We start from the raw sequence: 21142 nt of genomic DNA, 5'->3' as shown, positions 1-21142 counted from the left end.
ATGGAAACCATTCTCGATATCTTCGGCAACGCGGCGTTTTCGTCGACGTCGCTGACGCAGGCGATCAACATCGTGCCGAACGACTATGGCCGCATCCGCGAACTCGGTTTGTTCTCCAGCGAGCCGATCACCACCACCACGGTTGCCGTCGAATACAATAACGGCACCTTGAACCTTCTGCCGACCCGCGAGCGCGGCGCGCCGCCCTCGCTCGGTACGCCCGAGAAGCGGGGTATCCGCCAGTTCGCGGCATTCCACATTCCGCATGATGACTATGTTCGTGCCGACGATGTCCAGAACATCATCTCTCGGGTCGCGTCCGATGCGGTTCTGGAGTCCGTTGCTGGACTGGTCAACCGGAAGCAGATCGTCATGCGGCGGAAGCATGCGATTACGCTTGAGCACATGCGGATGACTGCGCTGCGCGGTGAGATCCTCGATAGCGACGGCTCCTCGCTGCTGAACCTCTTCACCGAGTTCGGCGTGACCCAGAAAACCGTAGATTTCGTGCTGGGCACAGCCGGTACCGATGTCAAGGCGAAGGCGAGGGAGGTAGTTTCCTACCTGGAGGATAACCTCCTGGGCGAGACCATGACCGGCGTTCATGTGCTTGCGTCTCCCGAATGGTACGACAAGTTCATCGGGCACGCGAAGGTCGAGGAGATCTTCAAGTACTACGACGGACAGAACAATCCGCTCCGCCAGGACGTCCGCCGTGGGTTCCCCTTCCATGGCCTGACCATCGAAGAATACCGGGGTGGCGCTTCCTACATGCAGGAAAACGGTACCTACGGGACCCGTCGCTTCATCCCGGCTGGTGAGGCCATCGCATTCCCCATCGGAACGCAGGACGTCTTCAGCACTTACTTTGCCCCTGCGGACTTCATCGACACCGTCAACACCTTTGGTGAAGAGATCTACTCGCGGTCCGCGGTCGATCCGGAGTTCCAGCGCTGGGTCAAGCTACACAGCCAGTCCAACCCGCTGCCGATCGTCAAGCGTCCGGCACTGCTCGTCAAACTGACCAGCAGCAACTGAGGAGGATGATCCGATGCATGTTCGCAACAAGAAAACCGGCGAGGTCGAAGCCATGCGGCATGGCCCCGCCACTCAGGCAGTCGACGCCGGCACTCACGAGTTCGTCAATCCCAACGAGAAGGATGAACCCGTGGAAGAGAAGGCCAAGGCCGCCAAGAAAGAGACCAAGGCCTCCTGATGTCCTGGTCAGATCATCTCGCGGCGGCCGATGAAGCTGCCGCGAGCTATTTCGACGAAACCCTCTGTATCCTGAAACCGCGCGCGTCGGGGCTGGGGGTTTCGGTCAATCATAGTGAGGTCGACGATCCTGCTAGACCTGCTTTCGAGTTTCTCGGGACGATCGATCTGGAGCCGCCGGCCGACCGGTTGACACGGCATATGCCGGTCGATCCGGGGACGCGAAGCGGGGCTGTTTCCTATGACGCCGTCCTGACGGCTTTGACGACCGGGTGGCCGTACCTGCCGAAGCGTGGCGATCACGTGATTGCGGGCGGCGTGACCTGGAAGATCGCCGCCAAGGAAGATGACGGGTCCAACCGGCCCGCCTGGTATCTCAATAGGGCCTGATCCCATGCTGTCCGCAGAAGCCGTCCGCCTGGTCGCGATCGAGACCTTGTGCCCGACCGCCGCCGCTTTAGCCGGGACAGGCTTTCCGACGCTCGCCGGCCCTCGTGTCTTCGACAGTCGCGCTGCATCGCTGCAGGACCTCGATCGGGACCGGGCCTACACGCCGGTGCTCGCGCTTTATACGCATCAGTCAACGGTCGCCTTGATGGGATCAGCGACCGATGCGACCGACACTGAAGCAAACTGCGTCCTCGACGTGATCGCGGAGCTTGCGGTGGCCGCCAGGGATGAGGGCGGTGAGTTCCCCGACGCCATGGATGCCATGGCAGATAGCGATCCAAATGCCAGGCTCGTGCTTGCGGCTCTCTGCGCCCAGGTGCGCATGCTGCTGATGCATTCGCAGCATGGCGGGCTCTGGCGCAAGCTCGTCAAGCACGTGGTCGATATCGACCAGCAGACGTTCTCGGTCCCCGATTTCGGGCTGCGCTACCACCGGGTAGGAATGCGCTTCCGGCTGACCATCGCGGATGATCGTTTCGACATCGAGAATGGCGGCCTCCCTGAGCCGATCAAGTCGGTCTACGAGGCGCTGCCTGCCGCGAGCTACGCGTCCACCAAACTTGCCGAGCTCTCTGCCGCGTTCGCCGGTGAGCCGCGGACACCGCTCACATCTGCGCATGTCACCACCGGGCCGATCACCAGCGGGCCGAACGATCTGTAACGCCTGACCACCTTCGGGAGAAACATGATGACCAATCTCTACAGGCCCAAACAGGGCCTTCGCATCCCGCTGCCCGGGCGGCAGGGGGAATGGCCGAAGGACGGCCGCCCCGTCGACTTCTCCAGCGCCTATGAGGCACGCCTGGTGAAGGACGGCGATCTCGTGCTCATCGAAACCGACGCCGAACCGGAGAAGACCGGCGGCAAATCCGGAGGCCAGAGGTAAATGGTCAGCAACATCCCCGCCAATATTACGGCTCCGCTGCTCGCCTTCGACGTCCAGTCGGGTGGCCAGTTCGAGAGCGAGAACCGTCTCATCCTGCTCGGTCACGGTCTCGCTGCAGGTTCCCTCGGCAACGGCCAGATTGCGCCCTGCAACAGCATCCTCGATGCCCGTGTCCTGACGGGTGCCGGCTCGATGCTGGAAAGCATGTGGCAGATCGCCCGCCTCAACGCGCCGGCGCAGGAAATCTGGATCGGCCGCGTTGAAGACACCGGTACGGCAGAGATCCGCACGGTCACTGTCGGTGCGGTACCGGCTGCAGGAGGACTCGGCGTCATCGAGATCGGCGGTGAGCCGGTCGTGGTGGAAATCGCCGCGGGCGCCTCGGCCAACCAGGTCGCCACTGCGCTTGCTGCCGCGATCAACGCGTATTTCAACCCGATCACGAAGGTCTCTCTGCCCTTCACCGCGACGGCTGCCACCAATGTCGTCACCATCACGGCTCGCCATAAGGGCACCTATGCGACCGGCATCGACATTTATGTGCCGGTGCTGGAGAGCGCGAACGCGTTCGCCGGTCTATTCACCTTCGCCACGACCACACCTGGTGCGGGCACGCCTTCCGTCGCTGCCATCATCGCCGCGATGAACGATGATCCTTTCGAGATGATCGTCTCGGCATTCGGCGATGCAACCAACCTCGGACTGTTCAAGACCCTCCTGTCGGACGTCTCGGGGCGGTGGAGCTACGCACAGCAGCTCTATGGCCACGTCTTCTACCCGAAGACGGACACCGGCGCTAACCTGACGACGGCGGCGCTGGCACAGGACAACTGGCACCTGACGATGATCCCGCGGTTTTCCAACGGAGGCTTTGCCCAGCCGGATTACCTCTGGGTGGCCGGTTTCGCGGCGAGGATCGCGCCTTGGTCCGGGGGCGGCGCCAACGGTGATGTTTCCCGCAACCAGACCGGGCTTGTCGTCGAAGGTCTGTCGCCGCCGCGCGACCGGGCGTACTGGATGGATTATCCGACGCGCGACGCCTTCCTGAAGAGCGGGATTTCGACGTGGCAGGTCAACCGCAATGGTGACGTCCTGATCGACAAGATCATCACGCACCACCAGACGACGGCAGGCGCACCGGACACGACCTTCAGGGATGTCCAGAAGGTCTTCCAGCTGACCCATGCACTGCGGCAGTTCCGCGCGGATCTCGCCTTCGAGCATTCGAACAAGGCCATCGCCAACGACAATCCGGACAACCTGCCGGCGCTGACGACGGTGAAGGACATCAAGGCAACGCTGTTCCACAGCTACCGCCGCATGTCTGGTGTCCTCGAAAACCCGGAGACGGCACTCCAGCAGATGGTCGTGACGCGAGATGCCGGCAACCCGAACCGCGTCAACATCGAGTTGCCGCTCGACTTCGTGAACCCGCTGGACATCTTCGCCGGCCTTGCCCGCGTCTACAGCCAGTTCCGCTGAGACCTTCACCTTTCACCGACAGGAGCCTACGCACATGACCAAGGGTCAGGACTTCGGCGGACGGATGAGCATGCGCCTTTCCACGGGTGAACTCGTCTCCATCCGCGGCACCTTCAACCTCTCGCCGACGTCGCAGGAAATCGCGGCGCAGGCCAACCAGGACGACAGCGTCGACAGGATTTCCACTCCGATGCCACGCCGCATCGAGATCGTCGCGGTCGACGGCGGTTGGGACTATGAGGCGCTGATGAAGGGTCCTCGCTTCGACACGACGATCGTCGAGGACTTCACCAACGTCACCCACTACATGACCGGCGGCTTCCTTTCCGGCCGTCCCGTCATCAATCGTCTTAATGGCGAGCTCTCCGGGCTGGCGATCGAGGGCGGCAGCTACAACCGGACGAATAGCTGATGACGTCCGTCAAGCTCTCGAAGTCATACTCGGCGCCCGACGGCACTGCGTTCGACACGATCACGCTGCGCGAGCCCACCTACAAGGACGTCTTCATGGACGGCCTCGGACAACCGCGCGAGTGGCAGCCGGTGGCAGGAGGTTCTGCTCTGCTTACCTATCCTGAGCGGGTGGATGCCTATGCGCAGCGTCTGATCGTGAAGCCCGGCTATGAGTTCATCTCGGGCCTTACGGCACTGGACGCGCTGCGCATCGAGGAGGCGATCTGCGGTTTTTTTATGGAGCCGAAGGAGCAGGCGAAGTCGGAGACGAATTCGTCTTCAGACTCGGATGGCGACCAGCAGACGTAGAGCAAATGACGCTTTCGCAGATCGCCTGGTGGGCCGGGCGCTTCGTCGATCGCCGTAACAGGGTCGGATCATGAACCGCGAAATCGAAGCCCGCCTGAAGATCTCGGCGGTCGACCGGACGGGTGCAGCGCTCAAGAGCGTTTCCGGCAAGCTCGACCAGGTCAATCGCCGGGCTGCTGCCCTTACCCGGCAACAGGGCGTGATGGCGCGCACCTCGCAGGCCGCGTTTGCCACCATGGCCCGCTATGCCGCACCCGCCGTGCTTGCCTATGGTGCGAAGCAGGCCGTGACGGAGTTCGCGGCGGTTGAGCGGCAGATGACCAGGATCGGGATCACGGCCGATGCCTCCGCCAAGGACATCGAGGCCGCGTTCGCAACCGTCCAGGCCGAGACGAAGAAGCTTGCTCTGCCGATCGAGCAGGGCATCAGCGCGCTCGACACCATGGTAGCGTCCGGCATGAGCCTGCAGGAGGCAATGGCCTTCCTGCCGTCCGTGCTGGCGACGGCGCAGGCCTCGGGTGCCGCAACGGAAGACATCGCCAATACCGGCCTGAAGGCGGCATCCGCGCTGAAGATCGAGGCTAACGAGCTGCAACGCGCCTTCGACATCATGGTCACGGGCGGCAAGGCTGGTCAGTTCGAACTGAAGGACATGGCCCAGTACATTCCGGGCCTCGCCAACAGCTTTGCGTCGCTTGGCTACAATGGCGAAGACGGCCTGAAGCGGCTGGTCGCGGTCCTGCAGACGATCCGCGAGGATACCGGTGACGCTTCGGCTGCGGCAACACAGGCGCAGAACATCTTTGGCAAGATGTATTCCGAGGAGACTGCGAAGAAGTTCGGCAAGATGGGCATCGATCTCCGAAAGGAGATGGCCGCCGCCAAGCAGGCCGGCGAGGACGCGCTGAGCGCATTCGTGCGCCTGTCGAAGGAGGCGATCAAGGGAGACCTGAGCAAGCTGCCGCTACTCTTTACCGACCAGGAGTTCCGTCTCGGCATGCAGTCGCTGATCACCAGCGAGGAGAGCTTCCGCAAGTTCCTCGAGCTGATGAACTCGGCCGAGGTGAACGGGACGGTCTTCCGGGATCTTGCCAAGGTGACCGGAGACACCCAGGCAAGCATCGATCGGCTTTCCGGCAGCTGGAACAAGCTGATGAACAGCATCGGCCGTGGGATCGCCGCCTCGGGCGGTGTCGACGCCATGGACGCTGTTTCCAGTACCGTGGATTATCATACCGCAGTCAACGATGGTCTTCGCAAGAGGGGCATGAGCGGCTGGTGGGAAAGGACCCGGTGGGGCCTCACGAGCTCGCAGGCCGAGAAGGATCAGGCCGCCGTCGAGGGCGGCTACAGCGATCCGGAATTCCTCCGGGATTATCGGACCCGGAAGTACATCGACGGGACGGCGCGAGCGTCCGTCGGGCGGCAGAACCAGAAGGTGGTGTTGCCTGAGTTTCCGGGAAGCAGCGGCAAAGGCCTTCCGGTCCCGGGGCAACGTCCGTCGCCATATCCGGACATGCCGCGGCAACTGGATGGTGTTCCGCCGGCTCTTCGGAGCGGCCCGCAGGTTGCGAGCATGGGCCAACCTTCCAGCGGCTTCTTCCGCATTCCATCGCGTGAGGAGTTCCAGGAGGCGTTGAAGATCGATGCGACCGGACTGAAGCAGTCCGGAGACGAGGCCGCCCAGAAGGTCGCGGAAGGCGGACGGCAGGCCGGCAAGGAGATCGAAGACAGCGCAGCATTCCTGAAGGTCGCGGGGGTCGACGTCGGCGCTGCGATCATGTCGGCTGCGGAGAAGCTGCACCAGGCAGCCATGCGGTTGAGTGGTGCGCAGGCGGCTGTTGGCAATGCCGCGACCGGCAACAGGACCGGCGTGAACGCAGACGTAGGGCGAACAATGCCGCCATCGGCAGGACGACCCGTCGGCGGTGGACCGTAGACAGGATCTGGACATGCGAGACTGGGCAAAGACGCTGCGGCGCGGCAGCTATCGCGGCGTGCGCTTCTGGGTCGAGTATGACGACCATTCCTTCGGGAAGCGGCTGGCAATCCACGAATATGCGGGCGGCCGGGACAGCTATATCGAGGAGATGGGGCTTTCCACCTCCGGCTTCGATGTGACCGCCTATCTGGCCGGCGACACGGCCGACATGCAGGCCAAAGCCCTGGCTGCCGCATGCATCGCACCAGGTCCCGGCCTGCTGACGCTGCCGACGATTTCCGGTTCGATGGCCTACGTGGAGAGCGGCCGGCGGCTCTTCGAAAAGGACCGTCTCGGCTACATCGCCTTCGGCTTCCGTGCGGTACCTGTCTCCAACGCGGCCGGTACCGTGCCTGGCGTCGGTGACGTGCTGACGGCGATCGCGCTCAACTTCAACGTCGCCGCCTCCGGCTTTGGGAGACTGTTTTCATGAGCGCCGACCGTGCCGTCATCCTAACCTGGCTCTCCGGGTTGGTTGCTGACCTCATCGGCGACGATCTGGATCGCCGGGATGCGGAGAAGCGCCTTGCTGTGGCAGAGGGTCTTGGCGCATCTGCCTTCGCGGCAGAAGCCTTGTCGCTGATGCGTATCTCTGCGGAAAGCGTCTCTTCGCCGGTCGACTTTGACCGGCTCGCCGCTCCGTCAGTTGCCGACCAGGGCACGGCCGACGCCGTTGCCATACTCCTGGCGGCAGGGCTTGCCGTTGCCGGTGTGAAGGTGGAGTGGCCTTCCCGACCGCAGGCCAGATCCGCGCGCAGCCGCATCGCGGCGGCAGGCGAGGGGGCGCTGACGGCCGCTTCCAGGCTCGGAGCCGAAGGAGCGGATCTCTATACCTGGCTCGCGAACCTTGTTGCCGTGTCGGTTCGTGTCGTCTCCGAGATTGCCGCGAATGCCGTACCGGTGGTCCGGGTCGAGACGAAGATCTCGCTTCCGTCAACGGCGCTGGCTTACCAGCTCTATGGTGACGCCGGGCGCGCGCAGGGGCTGGTCGATATAGCAGGCAGCGCGACGCCGCTCCTGATGCCCGCCGCCTTCGACGCCCTGGCAGACTGAGATGCTGCTCGAAACAGTCACGGCGGACGGATTGCCGCCGATCAAGTCGATCGACATCAATATTTCCGCCGAAGAGGCGGTGCGGACGGCGCGTCTTGAGTGCGTGATAGTCGGCTCCGGGCTCCCGGCTGCCATCGGTCAGCGGACCGTCCTCAGGGCGTCCGGCGACCCGATGCTGACGGGCTATGTTCGCGATATCGATACGGGCTATGGTCGCGACATGCGGTCGCTCTCGATCGGGTTGGTCTCGGCCACCGTCGATTATGTAGAGTGCAGTGCCGAGCATGCGACCGGAGAGTGGCTGGACAAGTCCATAGAGGATATAGCCCGCGACCTGGATGGCCTCGGGATCGGAATCGAGAGCGATGGAACCAACTTCCCCAAGGAGCCTCGCCACAAGTTGATCCAGGGGGAAAGTCCTTTCTCCTCGATTGAGCGGCGCGCCCGTGGCCGGGGCATCCTGATCCATGACACGGAAAAGGGGCGCCTCAAGCTTGCGACGAAGCCGGAGGGGCGGCACAAGGGCACGCTGAAACGCGGCATCAACATCCTGCCCGGGGCGTCGGCCAGCTTTACCGAGCGGGGTCGGCACAGCGAGGTCAAGGTGCGCGGACAGTCGACGGAAGGTGTCGACAAAGCGCAACTGAGACCGGAGACGGTCGCGCGCGACAGTGGCATCCTGCGCCGGCGTCCGTTGATCATCTTGCACGAAGGCGAGGTGACGATCGACCGGATGAAGACCCGTGCCGAATGGCAGGCGAAGCGTGCGGCCGGGGCGTCGGTTACCGCAAGCATCCCGACCACCGGCTGGCGCGATGCAGGCGGGATGCTGTGGCAGCGGAACTGGCTGGTCGACGTGGATGACGAATGGCTCGGCATCCGTGGCACGATGATCATCAAGAGCGTCGCCTTCTCGCAGAGCAGCGACGGAGGCGAGGGCGGCGGCACGATTGCAACGCTCTCGCTCGCGGATCCGAGGGCGCTCGGCGGGGAGAACCCACGCGGAAAAACGGCGGACGGCTACGCCGCACCGGGCGAGATCGAGGCGGAGTACCAGGACGAATGAGCGGCAAGCGCTTCGAATTCGACGGATCGATCGACGAGCGTGGCGGGCAGCAGTTCGTTTCCGGGCGCGGCGTCTATGGTGACGGTTACACGCGCATCCACCGGATAGAGCCGCATGGCTTCATGTCCAACCCGATCAAGGGCGCGAAGGGCCTGCTCATTTCGCCGAACGGCAATCCGGACGAGGCCTATGTGCTGGGCGGCGAGCATCCGGAGAAGCGTCCGGCCGGGCTGCCCGGAGGATCCTCTGCGATCTATGACGCGAACGGCAACATCATCAGCCTGGTCGGCACGAAGATACGCCTCGTTGCGCCGCTGTTCGAGTTCGTCGGCGACGTGACAATCAAGGGCAATCTCAACGTTGACGGCAATATCCACGCGACCGGCACGATCATCGACGTGGCGGGGAACACGAACCACCACACGCATTGAGATCCGGCCCGGCGGGTTCCGGGATTATCAAAAGGAGAAGACGCATGAGCGTACGAGCAAAGTTCCAGTGCAGCGGCAAGGAAGGCACGACCGTCTTCTTTCACACGGTCTATTCGGAGGACATTCAGTCCGAAGACGGGCGCTTCACCAAGGCAACGCCCTGGGGCGAGCTGCGGATGACGGTAGACAATCCGAATGCTGCAATTCAGTTCGAGCCGGGTAGGTCCTACTACCTGGACTTCTCGCCGGCTGACTAATGCTGAAGATCACGCCGATCGACGGCGAGCGGGAACCATACCGCTCGCCGGACCTCATCTGGAACGGCAAGGCCGGAACGGTCGCGGTGAACCCGTTGACGCATCCGGATGCGCCCGGCGACCTGCGGGCCGAGCAGGGGCTGGCAACGCAGGTGCTGATCTGCCTGATGACCGACCGTCGCGTCGAGGTGAGCGAGCTGCGAGACGGAGACGAGAACCGCGGCTGGATCGGTGACAGTTTCGACCTCGAGACTGGAGAGACGCCCCTCGGCTCGCGGCTCTGGCTGCTGCGGCGCTCGGCGATCTTCGACGGAATCGAGGTTACGGTCGAGGACTATGTGCGAGAAGCCCTGCAGCCGATCATCGACCAGGGCGCTGCGGTCTCCCTGGACGTTGCCGTGACGGCCAATCGGCCGATGAACAGGGTAGACTACACCGTCACGCTCTATGGCCGCGATGGCGGCCGGATCTACGACAGCAAGTTCGAAATTCTCTGGAGGCAGATCGATGGCGTGGCAAATCCGCTCGCTGGCTGAGGCATCGCAGCGGGTCCGCGGCGCGTTCCGCCAATACATGCCGGGCACGGACGCCGCGCTGAAGAACAACTTCGTGACGGTGACGGGCAAGGTCCTTGCAGCGCTGTCTCACGAGTTCGAACTGCGCATGGCCTATCTGGCCAGGCAGCTCTTCGCTTCAACCGCTTCCGCCGCCTTCCTTGCACGTCATGGGTCCGATGTCGGCATCTTCAGGAAAGCCGCTTCGCCGGCGATCGGGCTGATCACGGGTTCGGGTGCGCCGAATGCCATCTATCCTGCCGGCATTCGCTTCGTCTCCGGCGATGTCGTCTACGTCTCCACCACGCCTGCATCCGCAAGCCCGGGCGGCGACGTGACCTTCTCCGTGCAGGCCCAGACGACGGGCGCGGCAACCAATCGCGACGCAGGCGGAGTGCTAGGCCTGGCCGATCCGGTTCTCTGGCCTTTTCTGGGCGCCGAATGGGCCGTGTCCACCTCAGGGCTCGGTGGAGGTGCGGACCGCGAGGGAGACGACGCGCTGCGCGAACGTATCCTGTTTCGCAAGCGCAATCCTCCCGGGGGCGGACGTCTTACCGACTACGAAAATGCGGCACTTTCCGTTCCCGGCGTCGTCAAGGCATGGGCGTTTCGTCAGCCGTTGGCGCCGGGCTTCATCTCGGTGTTCTTCCTGTTCGCCGGAAGGCCGAACCTGATCCCAACCCCTGGCGACGTCGCCGTGGTGCAGGCTGCGATCGACGCGACCCGGCTGATCCGGATCGACGACAATGTCGCGGTGGCACCGACGCCCGAGCCGCTGGACCTGACCATTTCGGGTCTCGCCAATGACAGCGCGGAGGTTCGTGTGGCAATCGAGGCCGCTGTTGCCGCCATGCTGGTGGCGCGTGCGCGCCCGGGCGTTGCCGGCGATGCCTTCACGCTGTCGAGATCATGGATCTCCGAAGCAATCTCCAGGGTGAGCGGAGAGGATCGGCACGTGCTCGACTGGCCGCTCGATGACGTGACCTATACGAACGGGCGTTATCCCGTCCTCGGCACGGTGACCTATGCCGCGTAGTCCAGCCTTCAACACCATCACGCGGGCGGCGGCGCCAGCGCTGGACACGAGCGGCGTTCCGGTACCGGAAGACGCACTGGCGGCGCCAACCAGCGAGGGCCTGATCTCTGCCGCCATGACGCTCTGGCCGCAGGGGGCGGCCTGGGGATCGCCGGACGGCGAGGCCGTGCCGTTGACCGATCCCCTGGCGCGGTTCACTCGCGTGCTGCTTGACCCGTTCGTCCGGCTCTATGCCCGGGCGTGGAGCCTGGTGCGCGAGGCGACGGTTGGTGGCGTGCAGGAACTGCTGCCGGACTGGGAGGCGGAATACGGACTTCCCGAACGCTGCTTCATCGGTGAGCAGTCGACGTCCCAGCGGATCACGGCGCTGGCTCGCAAGGTGCGTGCCGACGCAATCAACCACCCGGAAGAGTTCGTGCGCCTGGCGCTGGACTATGGCTTCGAGATCGAGATCGAGGAGCCGGCGATCTTCGAGTGCGGCTTCTCCGAATGCGGCGGCTATCACGCCGTAGGCTCGTGGACGGAGGAGACCTACTGGATCGTCCGCGTGAAGGACGCCGCGATCAGCTATTTCGAGTGCGGGGTGAGCGAGTGCGGACATGACCCACTGTTCGCTGTCGGCGAAGCCGAGCAGATCCTCTGCCTGCTTCGCCAGATGGCTCCGGCCTGGACGCTGCCTGTGCTGGAGCCGTGGGTTACCCTTGCCGTTCTGGCGACGCCGGATGGCTCCGTTCTCACCGATCCCTACGGCAACGCGCTCGCGGTGCCTGTCAACGTCTAAGCTCCAAGAGGACCAGTCATGGACTACATTGCGCCATACGGCAGCACCGACCCGAACGCGTCCTATGTCGACCGCAATACGCCGGGCGCAACTTCCGGCTCGCGGGTGCCGGCAAAGGCGATTGAAAACCCGATGCGGGAGATCAAAGCGGTCATAGCGGGGGCAGGTCTCTCGGCCTCAAACAACGACCTGACGCAGTTGCTGCAGGCGATACAGGCATTGATCAGTCAGGCGACTGGCGGCGGCGACACGGAGAACTTCGTGCTGATGGCAGCGGCCCGCGCGCGGCTGCCAATCTTCCCCCATGTCCTGACGGCCGATGGGCGCATTCCGATCGTCTCGCCGTCGGCGGGACAGGTCAGGATCCCCGCCGGCTACGAGTTCCAGCATCGGGGCATCTTCACAGTGACGACCGTGCAGGCGGATTTCGCGACCGCTGCGAACAAGACCTATCATCTGCGCTGGAGCCCCGCGAACGGCTTCCAGCTGAAGGACCTCGCCGACAGCGGCTATAATCCCGGTGCGCTGGCCGAGACCGATGCGTCCTTCGACAGCAAGTATGATGATGCCCTGTTCTCGCGCGTGGTGACGAATGGCAGCAACGTGCCGACAATCACGAACTTGGCGAACCTCGATCGGCTGAAGGTGAACACGGTGAAAACCGGGGCGGCTACGGCCCTCACTTCAGCGTTTGCAAGCTCCTTTGCTGGTTCCGAGAGCATCAATTGGGCGCGTACGCCGGTGCCAACATTTGCCGGTGCGATCCAAACAAGCGGCCTTACAGGCCCTGGTGGCCTCGAGTACGCGAACGTGATTGGTAGTCGCATCTTGTCTCGCTACGCTGTTGGAGCGACCGTTACGAGCAATTGGAACGAAAGCCAGAATGCTCCGAACGGCCTGACTGGCCAGCTTGAAATCACAGCTTTCGCCTGAGGATGATTCTCATGACGGACGACCTAATCAAGATCAGGTACGACGACCTCGGCATGTTTCCGGCAGCCGAGATCCAGGACAAGCTAGCGGTGGTTCGCGCGGGTCTTCCGGGTAATGTCTCTCTCAGTCAGATCCTAGCTCTCTTTACAGACGGAGCGCCTCAGGCGCTCGATACCTGGCTCGAGGTTGTCGCTAAGCTGGCGGACAACGATGATGCGCTTGCAGCTCTTGTGGCGACTGTGGGCACGAAGGCGAATTCGTCTGACGTTGCGTCAGCACTTGCGTTAAAACAAGATAGCTCAGGCGAGCTCTTCCGCGGTCACATTCAAGGCCTGACTCTCTCCAACAACGGGAGCGACTCCGCAAATGACATCGACGTCGCTCCGGGGGCAGCGGGCTCCGACGGGTCAACGCCGGTGCTTATGACACTGGCGGCAACAACTACAAAGCGTCTCGATGCAGCGTGGGCCCCTGGCTCTGGCAATGGTGGGTGGCTTGACGGGACGACAATGCCGAATGGGACCGGACATGCCTTTCTAATCCAGCGATCGGATACCGGGGTCGTAGACGTTGGATTTTCCGCCTCGTTGTCGCCCACGCTGCCAACTAGTTATGACAGATCCCGACGCATAGGATCTGTCATTCGCGCGGGTGGAGCTCTGCTGGGTTTCAGTCAGCAGGGTGACGACTTCCTTCTCTCCACTCCTGTTTCCGACGCCAATGCTCTAAACCCGGGCAGCAGCGCGGTTCTCAGGGCCCTGACGGTACCAACAGGCATCAAAGTCGATGCCTATTTCGTTGCTGCCGTACGACGTGGTTCGAGCGCGGGAGACTTCGCGGTCTTGCTGACCAGCCCGGATCAAGCCGACAGCCTACCGTCCGACAGCAACTTTTCCCTGATCCATACCACCAGTTCGGTGGCGAACGGAGGAGAGGTCTACACGCCAGGAACATTCCGCATAAGGACAAACACAAGCGGACAGATTCGCACTCGCCTCAATTCAACGAACGCCAACTTTCAGCTGCGGATAATCACCCATGGATGGATCGACAGGCGAGGGAGAAACTAGAATGCACGCAAACCTTCGCCATAACTGGTCCTCCACAATCTTCCGCGGTGGAACTCGACTTGCCGAGCTGACCTATGATTTTGCGATCGAGGTGCCGAGCCGCCTACGCACATCGGGTTACGTCAATTTTGCGCATCGAGGTGGGCAGGACGGCATTGTGGCAGACATGCCGGTGGCTGTTTCCGCCCGAGTAGGGATAAGGCATGCCGCTAACTCTAGTGATATGCCGACTTTCCCCACCGGCGCACGGACTGCCCCCCTGTGGAACGTCACGCACCCGAACACGACGTTTAGATGGATTCCTGGTGCGAAGGACGGAAAGAACATAATCAACCTCCGCCACCACTATGAAACCTGTCTTCTTCTGAGCTGCATCGACCTCATGGAACCCGGCGCCTATCGGGTCGAGGCTTGGGCGTTCGCGAACGTTTCCGCTGCTTACCCAAGCATGTGTACGAGAGACGATATCGTAGAGGTTAATCGCGACAGCAACCAGTCCAACGACAACACCTTCGGTTTTATGGCGGTAGATGTGGCGGAGATTAATTGAAGCGCTAAGGTAGCGGAGCTTCCGAGGCAGAGGCGTAGTCTCCCCCGATTATCGTGATAGACGAGTTTCCTCTTTGCTCTACGATGATCCCGTTCAATGGTAACGTGTGCATGCTCCGCCGAATGAACTCTTGGCGACCATTGACCGCAAGTTCGCCGAGTCGGAACAGGCCCTGTTCCGTTCGACCAAATACCGTCAGGAAGCCATTCCCTTCGAAGGAAATCCTGACGCGTAAGCCTTTAGCAGCTGGCTTTAGGTCAACGCTCAGAGTCGTAAACATAACCTTGTGAAATAGACCAAGCGGCGTGGACGTAATGGACGTCCCATCTGGTGCAAGCAATTCCTCTGCTGCGCCGAAGAGTCTGCCGATGTTGACGCCGAAGAAGGGATAGATGGTTTGCTTAGTCCATTGAACGTCAGATGGATCGAGTGAGACAGGAGATCCGTAACGAACATCGTCAGGCGTTAGGGCGTATACCTGATTTCCCCCCTGGTCGCTGTATTCAAGAGCCGTCTCGCTGGGATCGGACAAGAAGTTCTGCAGCCGAGACTTGTAGACCGGTGGGATGTAGTAGCCGGGTAATTGGACATGGGTGATGTCAAGTCGCTTCAGCGCAGTCACTGCTTCATCGTCAGTGCGCGCATCATAAAAGGGCACGAGTCGCGGATCCAGATAACTTACCATCCGCCGGTCTGCATGGAACATGTGCGACGGACGGATGGCGAGGATCTTAGCGTCCTTCGGCAGGTTTTCTGAGATCCAAAGCATGGGCCGCGAATAAAGGCTGCTACCCACCAGTGCGGTTCGGGCATCTCTATCCAGTAACTCTGGCGATGGGACTTGGTGCCGCCACAGGTTAAGAGCGGGTAATGTGGCGAGTGCTGCAGCCACTACAACCGAGATATGAACGATGGCACGCACGGGGCTGAGGGAGCGAAAGCTCCTAACGCGCAATAGGGAGTATCCGATGACGCGGCCGGCAAGGATGGCGGCGGCTGGAGTGATGATCAGCAAGTATCGCTCATTCCGCACCATCATCGTTGACCCGATCGCGAGCGTTGCAACGACGCCTGCAAAGTAGACGGTCACGAATATGAGGCTCGCGAGGATTGGGCCGTCATTCGGCTGCCTTTCGGCTAGGAGCGTTGGTGCAAAACCTCGTCTCAGTTCTCGCCAGATGATGATGACGGCTCCACCAGCGGCAAACCAGAAGATCCATCCGAGATTGTCTGGCTCTGAGAACGCCTTAAACAGGCCGTACTGGATGCGGGCCGGCCAGGTATCGACGGATCGCGAAAGATCGAAATAGCCGCTCCAGTCGAGGCTTTCGAGAGTGAACACCAACGGGCTGTCGGAGATCAGCGTCCCGAACGCAATGTAGTTGCGTCCATAGGGTATGCCCGCAATGATGGCTGCCAGCGTCAGGCTGGCTCCTACTTCGACGGCAGCTTGTCGCCAGCGCCTTGGGCCCCACCAGCAGGCGGACACCGCAACCGCCATAGGAAGCAGGAGGATCGCGATGGAGTGGCTCCAAAGCGCGAGCCCAAGGGCTGCACCCACCGCGACGCCTCGTTTGAGCTGACTGCCCGATATCCCGGCAACGATTGCAAGAACAAGCGCGGAGCCGGCGACGGGCAGAGAGTCGATCGCCGCACCGGGGATGCCGCCCACGAGGACCGGTACCGAAAGCAACGCTGCTACTGCGGCCGCAGCGGATATACGGCCAAGGGATAGTGCCGCGCAGAGCGTGCTGGCCGTTGCCGACAGCAGAAACCAGACGGGAATCAGACGACTCAGTCCCGAGGCATCGGCGCTTCCCTGAGCGAGGTTGGCCAGGTGCATGGCTGCGACGTAGAGCGGGGGGTGGGTCCAGGAGGCAAAGAAACCGCTTCTGGTCGTTTCCGGCGCCAGCGCGGGGTAATGCTCCAGAGATCGGCTCTCGAACACATCGCGCGCCACTGTCATGTACTCAAGGGCATCGTTTCCGTCCGTCGGAAGTAGCCAGGAGTTAGCCCCTAGGATCCCGAACGCAATCAGGAAGAACCCCAATAACAGGATGCCCTGTAATGTAACGGGCGGCATCGCCAACGTGCTCTTCCGCGACAGGATTAAGACACTGGCTCCAAGGAAAACAGTAGCGAAGGCAAGCTGCCAGTCGCTTCCCGGCAGGGCATACAGCGCGGCGGCCGAGGACAAGCCGAACAGAAAGGGTGCGCTGGCGATGCCCAGCAGAAATCGTAAATTCGCTTCCGACGTGAATCGGGAGAATAGCTGCCACCCCAGCGTCGTCGACAACGCCCACAGTGCTCCGAACGTCAAATAGGATAAACCGTGAACCAACCCGCGCCCCCACCACTAACTAGTCGAGGGCTATAACAGCCGCCCAGATTCGGCAACTGCAGCCTCTGCGCCGGACGGTGTTGCCAAGACCTGCCTTCCGTGCTTCTGGTGGCAGACGGTGCGGACAGGGAAGTCGGGAGAATCGTGTCAGGTTTGTTGAGCAGATATACGATCGTCCTTGCGGGATTTGTCGCGGCGGTCGTAGCGGTTGCCGCCTTTGGTGGTTGGAACTGGTACCGCCCGGGAGAGGCCTCGGTCCTTCGGGATGTCAGTCTAGATCAGGTCTATCGACGGTTGGATGCGCAGCATCCTGGAAGAGGGGTGACGGACTACCCCGGGAACACGGTCGAGGACGTTCCTAAGGCATATGCATCGGTCTTGCTGGCGGAAATAAGCCGCGCATCACGAAGGATACGGGGAGACCTCCCTAACCTGGCGGATGTAGCCGGCAAGTGGCTTCTAGCGAATTCGCGTCTTGATGAGAACGGCGTCGTAGGATGGGGCGTACCAGTTGCGTGGGACGCTTACGGAGACGGGTCGGTCAACCCTGTGAACACAAGCTATGCTATCTCCACTGGCATTGTCGTTGACGCTCTGCTGACGTGGATGGAAGCTAGTGCAACGGCCCCGGCAGGCGAGATTAGGGCTGTGACGGAGCAGGCATTGGCAGCCTACGCGGACCCGATGGTGCGGACAGCATCTGGCCTTATCCCGTACTCCCTGAGGCCGTCGGACAGAGCCTATGATACTTTCAACTCGGCCGCGTACATTGCCGGTCAGATGCAGCGTTTTGCCAGCTACGCCAGTTCACCCGAGATTGCCGATCTGCTTAAAAGTGCCGCCGACGCAACCATGGCGTCCCTTATCGCACACCACCAAGAGAGTCCGGGCGGCGCGTGGTTCTGGAAATATTCGCTACAGGAGAATGTTGCAAACGACCTTGCGCACGCCAGTTACATCGTCGAAGGAATCCAGACGTATGTGAGGGAAGGGGGCGCCCTCAACAAAGAGATCGCCACGTCCGCAGTCTCGCAACATCTTGAAGAGTTTGGTGGCAATGACGGCACGTTGCGTGGGTGGCCGACCTTCCAAGACAATATTGACGCGCCGGCAAGACTCTATGACGTCGGCATGGCACTCGTCCTTGGGTGCAATTCCGGCCCCCATGAAAAGCTTGAGGAGCAAGCGAAGAAGACAGCTCCTCTTCATAGAACAGATCAGGGTTTCTCTCGCTACCCCGTAGGGGTCGATGACCCGGACCTCATTGTGAAAGAGTATGAGACTTACCTCTGGCGTGGCATGGTCGCTTGCGCGCCGAGGCTGCCTTGGTCTGAGTGGAAGCCGTAGTATTAGCTGCCGATCAGCGTACGCGTGAGGCGATTCTTACTGTGGGTTCTTGGCCCTAACCGCCAGCATCGACCTTAACAATCTGGAGATATCGGGCTTCTCTCCATCACCATTGCAGCTGATGCAGGGCATTCTGGGGGCCCCGCAGCCACAGGCCCTCGATCCGTTCCAGGGCTTTTTGCAGTGGGCGTCGCACACCCAGCCGGTGTTGTCGCAGGTCTCGCATTCCATAGGCTGAGCATAGCCGAAGACTGATCAACCGAACATCAGGAGAATGGAAGAAGCCCGCCAGTGGTAGCTGACGGGCCTCCGGGGAATGCTCGCTGGGGGGCAGTGAGCGGCTCCCACATCGCCCGCCTGCGCCTTCCATCGGGTCAACAGGCCCTGCCAGAAATCACACATCAGGAGAAAGACATGAACCGACGCATCGGAGCGGCGGCGCTTTCGCTCGCCAATGGAGCCGCACTATGAACAACCTCGACCGCTGGAACAAAGCGCGCTTCACGCGCAGCACGAAGATCAACGCGCAGGCTGCGAAGATCGAGGCAAACCGCGCCCGCTACGAAGCCGTGTCGGCGAAGACCGGGGTTCCGTGGGACGTGATCGGCGTCATCCACTACCGGGAGTCCTCCGGCTCATTCGCTGGCGTTCTCCATAACGGTCAGAAGATCATTGGCAAGGGCAAGAAGACGACCATCGTCCCAAAGGGACGCGGTCCATTCTCCACATGGGAAGAAGCCGCCGTCGACGCGCTGATGAACTGCCATCCCTACGCGGGCAGGAACAAGGACTGGTCCATAGCCGGCACACTTGACATTCTGGAGCGATACAACGGCCTCGGCTATCGGAACAAGGGCTTGCCGTCTCCCTACCTCTGGGCCGGGACGGATCAATACGTGAAGGGCAAATATGTTGCCGATGGCAAGTATGACCCGAACCACGTCGATCAGCAGCTAGGCGTTGCGCCTATCCTGATGAAGATCCGCGAAGGCGAGGCGACGGCACCGACGCCCAAGCCTACTCCCGCGCCTCACCCTCCATCGCCCGCTCCGAAGACCGGCAAGGGCACTGCCGCCGCCACTGGTGGCATCATCGCCGCTCTCGCCGCTGCCGTCGCTTTCCTTTCTGACCTGCCGTGCCAGTGGTTCGGCTTCTTCTGTGGGTGATCCATGACCGAATTTCTGAAGACGCTGGCCCGGTGGCGCACCTGGGTCGTGAACGCGATCCTCGTGTTGATCACGCTGGCGCCCGAAATCCTCAACGCGCCGGAGATCCTCGCCGTCGTGCCGCAGGATTATCAGCGGTATTTCCTCGCGGGGCTCTTCGTCCTCAACATCTGGCTCCGGCCTCGTCCTGCTGTACTGCCGTCCGATCCGGAAGTGCAGATCAATAAGGGGGCGACCTGATGCTGTCCTTCCTCCCAAACCCGATCACCCGGGCGCTGGGTGGCCTCGCCGTGGCCGCTCTCGTCGTCGGCGGTGCGTACACCTACGGCAAGGCTATTGGCCGTCAGGGCGCCGCTGTGGACGCTCTGGAAAAGCAAGTTCAAGCCTACAAGGATAGGAACGATGAAAACGCTGCCGTGGAAGCTCTCGATCCCGTTGCTCTCTGCATTGAGCTTGGCGGGGTGCCAGACGACTGCCGCGCCGAGTTGCGCAGGTTGGGAGAAGATCAGCCTGAAGCCGTCAACGGCGGTCTACCTCGTCGGCAATGACGTAACGGCGGGGCAGGGCATCGCCAGCCATAATCGCCACGGCACCAATCAGGGGTGCTGGAAATAGCGGCCCGACGCTCCGTCCCACGGAGCGCCGAGCCCAGGCATTCGCAACTATGGGATTGCGACGGCCTGCAGGCGTAGTGCCAGCAGGAGGTTGAGGGTCTCTTACCTTGCGGATGTCTGGACACGGAACGAGCGCGCCGCGCATAGCCGCCGCGGCTGATACGAAAAGAACCCGGTTCGGCTGGCGGGCCGGACCGGGTTCTTTCTCACGTCGAGCCTGCAGACTCGATGCAGGCTTAAATTCGCAGTTCGCGCTTGCGCCTGGCTTACGGACGCCAAGGCCTTGCCATCTCAATGATCATTGCATGAAAGCGGCAGCATGGCGGGATCGAATGACGATATCCTCAGGGTGCTCGGGCGCCTCGAGGAGAAGGTGGATGGTGTGGGCAAGCGCCTGGACAGGTTCGAAAGGGAATTTACGGAAGAGCGCAGGAGCAGCTCCGAAAGCCGCCACAGACTGCACGAACGGATCGACGAGCAATCAATCCGGATCACGGAAGTTGAGAAGACGGTCGTTGCTGCTGGCGCCATCGCCGCGCAACAGAGGGATGTCATTGCCGGTCTCACCGCGACGATCGACCATGAGATCAAGCCGACGATCAACCAGGTGAAGGACATCACCCGCCTCGGAAAGACGGCGGCCCTGATCTTCGCCAGCCTTGGTTTCACTGCTGGCGGCATGTTCATCTATTTCTCGGAAACGGTCGTACCGCCACTGCGCAAGTGGCTGCGGATCGACTAGAGCCAGCCCATCAATTGCGCTGTGTGGCCCACGACAGAAGCGACGGCCAAGACGCCCGCCAGTGCAAGGATCGTGTAGACAAGCCAATCCGGCATCATGTCCTCTCCCCGGTCCAGTTGCCCGCCATGATCATCGCGTTCTTCTCCCCGCACAGGGTGCAGCGGAACCTGGGCGATAGCTCCTTCAGGCTGCTGTAGGCACCTGCCTGTTCAAGATACTCCCTCGCGATGTCCTTCACCACATTGCAGCTCTTGCATTCGATCGCGAAGTAAGCGTGGTGCGGGATCTGGTAGAGGGCGTATGTCTGGAGCAGGGGGGCTGGGATGAAGCGGCGCTCGTGCATGGCGGTTCTCTCGTCGAGACCGCCGCACCGGTCGCAGGTGTGCCCGAGCCGCCATCGGGTGAGGGATGAAATGGCTCAGTCG

Annotated in this window: 27 protein-coding genes; 25 read left to right on the top strand and 2 right to left on the bottom strand. The window is 61.9% G+C overall.

Annotated elements, in window-relative coordinates:
* The 20 genes from FN060_RS09270 to FN060_RS09175 all read left to right on the top strand — a co-directional run bounded on the left by FN060_RS09270 (position 1) and on the right by FN060_RS09175 (position 14507).
* The gene (locus tag FN060_RS09270; RefSeq protein WP_142587793.1) at positions 1 to 1038 is read left to right on the top strand and encodes a major capsid protein; all 1038 of its coding nucleotides are present in this window, start codon (positions 1 to 3) and stop codon (positions 1036 to 1038) included.
* 13 nt (positions 1039 to 1051) lie between these two features.
* On the top strand, positions 1052 to 1216 hold the full coding sequence (locus FN060_RS09265) for a hypothetical protein (RefSeq protein ID WP_183949663.1): 165 nt from the start codon (positions 1052 to 1054) through the stop codon (positions 1214 to 1216).
* The gene (locus FN060_RS09260) at positions 1216 to 1605 is read left to right on the top strand and encodes a hypothetical protein (protein ID WP_142587792.1); all 390 of its coding nucleotides are present in this window, start codon (positions 1216 to 1218) and stop codon (positions 1603 to 1605) included. Before FN060_RS09265 ends, FN060_RS09260 begins: the two co-directional genes overlap by 1 nt.
* 4 nt (positions 1606 to 1609) lie before the next feature.
* Positions 1610 to 2326 (top strand): hypothetical protein, encoded by a 717-nt coding sequence (locus tag FN060_RS09255; protein WP_142587791.1) that lies wholly within the window; start codon positions 1610 to 1612, stop codon positions 2324 to 2326.
* Positions 2327 to 2353: 27 nt separating this feature from the next.
* Complete coding sequence (locus FN060_RS09250; protein WP_142587790.1) at positions 2354 to 2551, top strand: hypothetical protein; 198 nt, start codon at positions 2354 to 2356, stop codon at positions 2549 to 2551.
* Complete coding sequence (locus tag FN060_RS09245; protein ID WP_142587789.1) at positions 2552 to 4033, top strand: phage tail sheath subtilisin-like domain-containing protein; 1482 nt, start codon at positions 2552 to 2554, stop codon at positions 4031 to 4033. It begins immediately after the preceding gene.
* A gap of 34 nt (positions 4034 to 4067) precedes the next feature.
* Entirely contained in the window at positions 4068 to 4445 is a 378-nt protein-coding gene (locus tag FN060_RS09240) for a hypothetical protein (protein WP_142587788.1), read from the top strand.
* Complete coding sequence (locus tag FN060_RS09235) at positions 4445 to 4795, top strand: phage tail assembly protein (RefSeq protein ID WP_142587787.1); 351 nt, start codon at positions 4445 to 4447, stop codon at positions 4793 to 4795. The genes FN060_RS09240 and FN060_RS09235 overlap by 1 nt, the downstream gene beginning before the upstream one ends.
* A gap of 70 nt (positions 4796 to 4865) precedes the next feature.
* On the top strand, positions 4866 to 6734 hold the full coding sequence (locus FN060_RS09230) for a phage tail tape measure protein (protein WP_142587786.1): 1869 nt from the start codon (positions 4866 to 4868) through the stop codon (positions 6732 to 6734).
* A 13-nt stretch (positions 6735 to 6747) separates the two neighbouring features.
* A complete protein-coding gene (locus tag FN060_RS09225) occupies positions 6748 to 7209 on the top strand; it encodes a DNA circularization N-terminal domain-containing protein (protein WP_142587785.1) in 462 nt (153 codons plus the stop codon).
* Positions 7206 to 7829, top strand: coding sequence for a hypothetical protein (locus tag FN060_RS09220; RefSeq protein WP_142587784.1), 624 nt, complete (start codon positions 7206 to 7208; stop codon positions 7827 to 7829). Before FN060_RS09225 ends, FN060_RS09220 begins: the two co-directional genes overlap by 4 nt.
* A gap of 1 nt (position 7830) precedes the next feature.
* Positions 7831 to 8895 (top strand): phage baseplate assembly protein, encoded by a 1065-nt coding sequence (locus FN060_RS09215; RefSeq protein ID WP_183949665.1) that lies wholly within the window; start codon positions 7831 to 7833, stop codon positions 8893 to 8895.
* A complete protein-coding gene (locus FN060_RS09210; protein WP_183949667.1) occupies positions 8892 to 9326 on the top strand; it encodes a phage baseplate assembly protein domain-containing protein in 435 nt (144 codons plus the stop codon). The genes FN060_RS09215 and FN060_RS09210 overlap by 4 nt, the downstream gene beginning before the upstream one ends.
* Positions 9327 to 9370: 44 nt before the next feature.
* Entirely contained in the window at positions 9371 to 9583 is a 213-nt protein-coding gene (locus tag FN060_RS09205) for a hypothetical protein (RefSeq protein ID WP_142587782.1), read from the top strand.
* Positions 9583 to 10119 (top strand): phage GP46 family protein, encoded by a 537-nt coding sequence (locus tag FN060_RS09200; RefSeq protein ID WP_142587781.1) that lies wholly within the window; start codon positions 9583 to 9585, stop codon positions 10117 to 10119. Before FN060_RS09205 ends, FN060_RS09200 begins: the two co-directional genes overlap by 1 nt.
* The gene (locus FN060_RS09195) at positions 10091 to 11173 is read left to right on the top strand and encodes a baseplate J/gp47 family protein (protein ID WP_183949668.1); all 1083 of its coding nucleotides are present in this window, start codon (positions 10091 to 10093) and stop codon (positions 11171 to 11173) included. Before FN060_RS09200 ends, FN060_RS09195 begins: the two co-directional genes overlap by 29 nt.
* Positions 11163 to 11954: a putative phage tail protein gene (locus FN060_RS09190; protein ID WP_142587779.1), complete on the top strand. Its 792-nt coding sequence runs from the start codon at positions 11163 to 11165 to the stop codon at positions 11952 to 11954. Before FN060_RS09195 ends, FN060_RS09190 begins: the two co-directional genes overlap by 11 nt.
* A gap of 18 nt (positions 11955 to 11972) precedes the next feature.
* Complete coding sequence (locus tag FN060_RS09185; RefSeq protein ID WP_142587778.1) at positions 11973 to 12887, top strand: hypothetical protein; 915 nt, start codon at positions 11973 to 11975, stop codon at positions 12885 to 12887.
* 11 nt (positions 12888 to 12898) lie between these two features.
* Positions 12899 to 13957: a hypothetical protein gene (locus tag FN060_RS09180; RefSeq protein WP_142587777.1), complete on the top strand. Its 1059-nt coding sequence runs from the start codon at positions 12899 to 12901 to the stop codon at positions 13955 to 13957.
* A 1-nt stretch (position 13958) separates the two neighbouring features.
* The gene (locus FN060_RS09175; RefSeq protein WP_142587776.1) at positions 13959 to 14507 is read left to right on the top strand and encodes a hypothetical protein; all 549 of its coding nucleotides are present in this window, start codon (positions 13959 to 13961) and stop codon (positions 14505 to 14507) included.
* Positions 14508 to 14511: 4 nt separating this feature from the next.
* Here FN060_RS09175 and FN060_RS09170 read toward each other — a convergent pair whose 3' ends face one another.
* Positions 14512 to 16803 carry a hypothetical protein gene (locus tag FN060_RS09170; protein WP_142587775.1) on the bottom strand — a complete coding sequence of 764 codons (2292 nt, stop codon included), beginning with the start codon at positions 16801 to 16803 and terminating at the stop codon, positions 14512 to 14514.
* Positions 16804 to 16947: 144 nt separating this feature from the next.
* On the opposite strand from FN060_RS09170, the gene FN060_RS09165 reads away from it, so the two are divergent.
* The 5 genes from FN060_RS09165 to FN060_RS09145 all read left to right on the top strand — a co-directional run bounded on the left by FN060_RS09165 (position 16948) and on the right by FN060_RS09145 (position 20717).
* On the top strand, positions 16948 to 18195 hold the full coding sequence (locus tag FN060_RS09165; RefSeq protein WP_142587774.1) for a hypothetical protein: 1248 nt from the start codon (positions 16948 to 16950) through the stop codon (positions 18193 to 18195).
* Between the two features lie 467 nt (positions 18196 to 18662).
* Positions 18663 to 19361: a hypothetical protein gene (locus tag FN060_RS09160; RefSeq protein ID WP_142587773.1), complete on the top strand. Its 699-nt coding sequence runs from the start codon at positions 18663 to 18665 to the stop codon at positions 19359 to 19361.
* Between the two features lie 3 nt (positions 19362 to 19364).
* Positions 19365 to 19601: a hypothetical protein gene (locus FN060_RS09155; protein WP_142587772.1), complete on the top strand. Its 237-nt coding sequence runs from the start codon at positions 19365 to 19367 to the stop codon at positions 19599 to 19601.
* Entirely contained in the window at positions 19601 to 19909 is a 309-nt protein-coding gene (locus FN060_RS09150) for a hypothetical protein (protein ID WP_142587771.1), read from the top strand. Before FN060_RS09155 ends, FN060_RS09150 begins: the two co-directional genes overlap by 1 nt.
* A gap of 385 nt (positions 19910 to 20294) precedes the next feature.
* Positions 20295 to 20717, top strand: coding sequence for a hypothetical protein (locus FN060_RS09145; RefSeq protein ID WP_142587770.1), 423 nt, complete (start codon positions 20295 to 20297; stop codon positions 20715 to 20717).
* Between the two features lie 94 nt (positions 20718 to 20811).
* Here FN060_RS09145 and FN060_RS09140 read toward each other — a convergent pair whose 3' ends face one another.
* Positions 20812 to 21060, bottom strand: a complete 249-nt coding sequence (locus tag FN060_RS09140; RefSeq protein ID WP_142587769.1) for a hypothetical protein — start codon at positions 21058 to 21060, stop codon at positions 20812 to 20814.
* Positions 21061 to 21142: the final 82 nt, after the last annotated feature.

It is taken from the genome of Pseudorhizobium halotolerans (assembly GCF_902153235.2).
Lineage (GTDB): Bacteria > Pseudomonadota > Alphaproteobacteria > Rhizobiales > Rhizobiaceae > Neorhizobium > Neorhizobium flavum.
This window is presented reverse-complemented; position numbering and strand designations above follow the sequence as displayed.

What these genes read in the sequence shown, in the direction of transcription:
- FN060_RS09250 (WP_142587790.1), top strand. Translation starts at nt 2,354, where the DNA reads ATGACCAATCTCTACAGGCCCAAACAGGGCCTTCGCATCCCGCTGCCC.
- FN060_RS09140 (WP_142587769.1), bottom strand. Translation starts at nt 21,060, where the DNA reads ATGCACGAGCGCCGCTTCATCCCAGCCCCCCTGCTCCAGACATACGCC.
- FN060_RS09175 (WP_142587776.1), top strand. Translation starts at nt 13,959, where the DNA reads ATGCACGCAAACCTTCGCCATAACTGGTCCTCCACAATCTTCCGCGGT.
- FN060_RS09205 (WP_142587782.1), top strand. Translation starts at nt 9,371, where the DNA reads ATGAGCGTACGAGCAAAGTTCCAGTGCAGCGGCAAGGAAGGCACGACC.
- FN060_RS09150 (WP_142587771.1), top strand. Translation starts at nt 19,601, where the DNA reads ATGCTGTCCTTCCTCCCAAACCCGATCACCCGGGCGCTGGGTGGCCTC.
- FN060_RS09230 (WP_142587786.1), top strand. Translation starts at nt 4,866, where the DNA reads ATGAACCGCGAAATCGAAGCCCGCCTGAAGATCTCGGCGGTCGACCGG.
- FN060_RS09245 (WP_142587789.1), top strand. Translation starts at nt 2,552, where the DNA reads ATGGTCAGCAACATCCCCGCCAATATTACGGCTCCGCTGCTCGCCTTC.
- FN060_RS09195 (WP_183949668.1), top strand. Translation starts at nt 10,091, where the DNA reads ATGGCGTGGCAAATCCGCTCGCTGGCTGAGGCATCGCAGCGGGTCCGC.
- FN060_RS09225 (WP_142587785.1), top strand. Translation starts at nt 6,748, where the DNA reads ATGCGAGACTGGGCAAAGACGCTGCGGCGCGGCAGCTATCGCGGCGTG.
- FN060_RS09240 (WP_142587788.1), top strand. Translation starts at nt 4,068, where the DNA reads ATGACCAAGGGTCAGGACTTCGGCGGACGGATGAGCATGCGCCTTTCC.
- FN060_RS09260 (WP_142587792.1), top strand. Translation starts at nt 1,216, where the DNA reads ATGTCCTGGTCAGATCATCTCGCGGCGGCCGATGAAGCTGCCGCGAGC.
- FN060_RS09160 (WP_142587773.1), top strand. Translation starts at nt 18,663, where the DNA reads ATGAACAACCTCGACCGCTGGAACAAAGCGCGCTTCACGCGCAGCACG.
- FN060_RS09220 (WP_142587784.1), top strand. Translation starts at nt 7,206, where the DNA reads ATGAGCGCCGACCGTGCCGTCATCCTAACCTGGCTCTCCGGGTTGGTT.
- FN060_RS09215 (WP_183949665.1), top strand. Translation starts at nt 7,831, where the DNA reads ATGCTGCTCGAAACAGTCACGGCGGACGGATTGCCGCCGATCAAGTCG.
- FN060_RS09235 (WP_142587787.1), top strand. Translation starts at nt 4,445, where the DNA reads ATGACGTCCGTCAAGCTCTCGAAGTCATACTCGGCGCCCGACGGCACT.
- FN060_RS09180 (WP_142587777.1), top strand. Translation starts at nt 12,899, where the DNA reads ATGACGGACGACCTAATCAAGATCAGGTACGACGACCTCGGCATGTTT.
- FN060_RS09210 (WP_183949667.1), top strand. Translation starts at nt 8,892, where the DNA reads ATGAGCGGCAAGCGCTTCGAATTCGACGGATCGATCGACGAGCGTGGC.
- FN060_RS09190 (WP_142587779.1), top strand. Translation starts at nt 11,163, where the DNA reads ATGCCGCGTAGTCCAGCCTTCAACACCATCACGCGGGCGGCGGCGCCA.
- FN060_RS09200 (WP_142587781.1), top strand. Translation starts at nt 9,583, where the DNA reads ATGCTGAAGATCACGCCGATCGACGGCGAGCGGGAACCATACCGCTCG.
- FN060_RS09155 (WP_142587772.1), top strand. Translation starts at nt 19,365, where the DNA reads ATGACCGAATTTCTGAAGACGCTGGCCCGGTGGCGCACCTGGGTCGTG.
- FN060_RS09145 (WP_142587770.1), top strand. Translation starts at nt 20,295, where the DNA reads ATGGCGGGATCGAATGACGATATCCTCAGGGTGCTCGGGCGCCTCGAG.
- FN060_RS09185 (WP_142587778.1), top strand. Translation starts at nt 11,973, where the DNA reads ATGGACTACATTGCGCCATACGGCAGCACCGACCCGAACGCGTCCTAT.
- FN060_RS09270 (WP_142587793.1), top strand. Translation starts at nt 1, where the DNA reads ATGGAAACCATTCTCGATATCTTCGGCAACGCGGCGTTTTCGTCGACG.
- FN060_RS09255 (WP_142587791.1), top strand. Translation starts at nt 1,610, where the DNA reads ATGCTGTCCGCAGAAGCCGTCCGCCTGGTCGCGATCGAGACCTTGTGC.
- FN060_RS09265 (WP_183949663.1), top strand. Translation starts at nt 1,052, where the DNA reads ATGCATGTTCGCAACAAGAAAACCGGCGAGGTCGAAGCCATGCGGCAT.